Genomic DNA, 1,970 nt, shown 5'->3' with positions numbered 1-1,970 from the left:
GCCGATGGCGCAATGCGTCGGGACTGAAGTCCCTCCCAAAGTGCACCCAGCCAGCGTAGCGCGCGTTCCGTCACGCGTGGTTCCGCAGCGCCGTGGGCCATCCGCCGAGATGGATGTGCACACGTGACGCCCGCCTGACGTCGCTCCCACAGGGATGCGCGGGGCATCCTTGCGGGAGGGACTTCAGTCCCGACGACGGAGGGTGTCAGTCGGGTGTCGGTGCCGCTTGTCGCGGCTGTACGACAGTTGACGCCTGCGCCGGTCTCCGCGCGGCACGCGCCCTACTCCGGCACGTACGGCGAGGCCAGCACCTGCGGGCGGCGGCCGAGGCCGGCGCCGAGCCGGTCGAGCACGAAACGCACGTAGAGGTTGGTGCTGAACTGCGTGTAGTCGCGTGCGTTGTTGAACAGCAGGCGGCCGCCCAGGAACAGCTGCGGGGCGATCTGCCATTCGGCCGCGCCGGCGATGTTGTAGGACATGCCGGTCTTGCTCTGCCCGGCATAGACCGGCGCGACGTAGCGGTCGGTCAGGCCCAGCAGTGCGGCCAGCGAGGCGGCGTCGTAGGCGGCCTGCTGCATCTGCGTGCTGGTCGGGAAGTACGGGCTGTCGTCGCTGCGGAAATGCTGCACGCCGACGCTGGCGTCCACGCTCCAATTGACCGTGCGCCCGGCGGTGCGGCCGCTCCAGTGCACCGGGAAGCCCAGGTCCACGTAGTCCTGCGGGCTGAAATAGCCGCCCTGGCCGTAGGTGTAGCCGCCCAGGTTCTTGTCGTACTGCATCGCGGTCAGGTTGAGGCCGGCGGTCAGCGACTGGTTCTCGGTGTCCAGCGCGTGCACGTACACGCCCAGGTCGACCTGGCGGTGGTCGTTGCTGGCGACATTGCGGCCGACCAGGCGGTCGGCACTGACGCTGGCGTAGCCGCCGAGCAGGCCGTTGTCGAGGGTGGCCGACAGGCGCAGGCCGTTGCTGGTCACGCCGCCCCAGCCGAGTCCGGCGCGGCCGTCGTCGACGCCGCCGAAGGACAGCAGGCTGTCGCTGACGGCGCGGCGGAACACCTGGCCGGAATAGGTGAGGTTGTCGCCGGCCTGGCCGCGGTAACCGACGCCACCGACGATGCGGCGCTCGGGGAAGCCGACCGGGGTGCTGCCCAGGTCGGCGCTGAAGCCGCCGTTCTTGTAGGTCACCGCCATGCCGACGCCGCGCGCGTCCTGGTCCATGCGCCGCGCCCCGTTGCCGTTGGCGGCCATGGTGTACAGCGCCTGGCTGAAGCCGGCCGGGGTCAGCGCCGCGGCGGTGGGGTTGGCGGCGAGGTTGCGGAAGCGGGCGATGTCGGCGGCGCTGAGGTCGGCGCTGCGCGAGGCGTCGCCGAGGATGGCGCTGGCCAGCGTGCCGATCGCGGTGTCGGCGGCGGTGTTGCCGAGCAGGAACGCCGACAGCGGCTCGGCGTACAGCGCCTGCAGCGCTGCCGCCTCGCGCTGTGCGTTGGTCAGCGCCGGGTCGGTGTCGTTGAACAGCTTGTTGTACAGCCCGGTGTTGACCGCATAGGTGCGCAGCGCGTTGCGGGTGGCGTTGCTGTTGCCCTCGGTGAGCAGCAGTTGGTACAGGTCGCTGCCGACCAGGCTGTCGATCGGCGTGCGGTCGGCGGCCAGGGCATCGCCCATCGCCGCGGCCGGGCCGGCGCCGAAACGGCTGGCGGTGGCGTAGCCGGTGCCGAGCGTGCCGGCGTCGAGCAGGGTCGGGGTGACGTCGACCTGCAGCTTGCCCTCGCCCACCGCGAACTCGCCGTGCAGCGGCACTTCCAGATCGCGCAGCCGGCCCAGGCCGGCCTCACCGTCGCGGGCGCGGTAGCTGGCGCCGGTGGCGAGACTGTCGCTGTTCTCGGCCTGCACCTCGCGCAGCTCGTCGAGCACGGTTGAACCGCCGCCGGCGCTGGCCGGCGCGGCGGGCTGGCGCAGGGACGCGCGCGGCGC

At 72.0% G+C, this 1,970-nt stretch carries 1 protein-coding gene; it reads right to left on the bottom strand.

Annotated features, from left to right (window positions below):
- Positions 1 to 281: 281 nt before the first annotated feature.
- A partial coding sequence (locus tag D588_RS0113140; protein WP_017916309.1) for a cellulose synthase subunit BcsC-related outer membrane protein occupies positions 282 to 1,970 on the bottom strand: 1,689 nt, incomplete at its 5' end.

Origin of the sequence: Xanthomonas sp. SHU 308 (assembly GCF_000364645.1) — a bacterium.
GTDB lineage: Bacteria > Pseudomonadota > Gammaproteobacteria > Xanthomonadales > Xanthomonadaceae > Xanthomonas_A > Xanthomonas_A sontii.
Note: the sequence above shows the minus strand (reverse complement) of the source record. Positions and strands in the feature narration are given on the sequence as shown.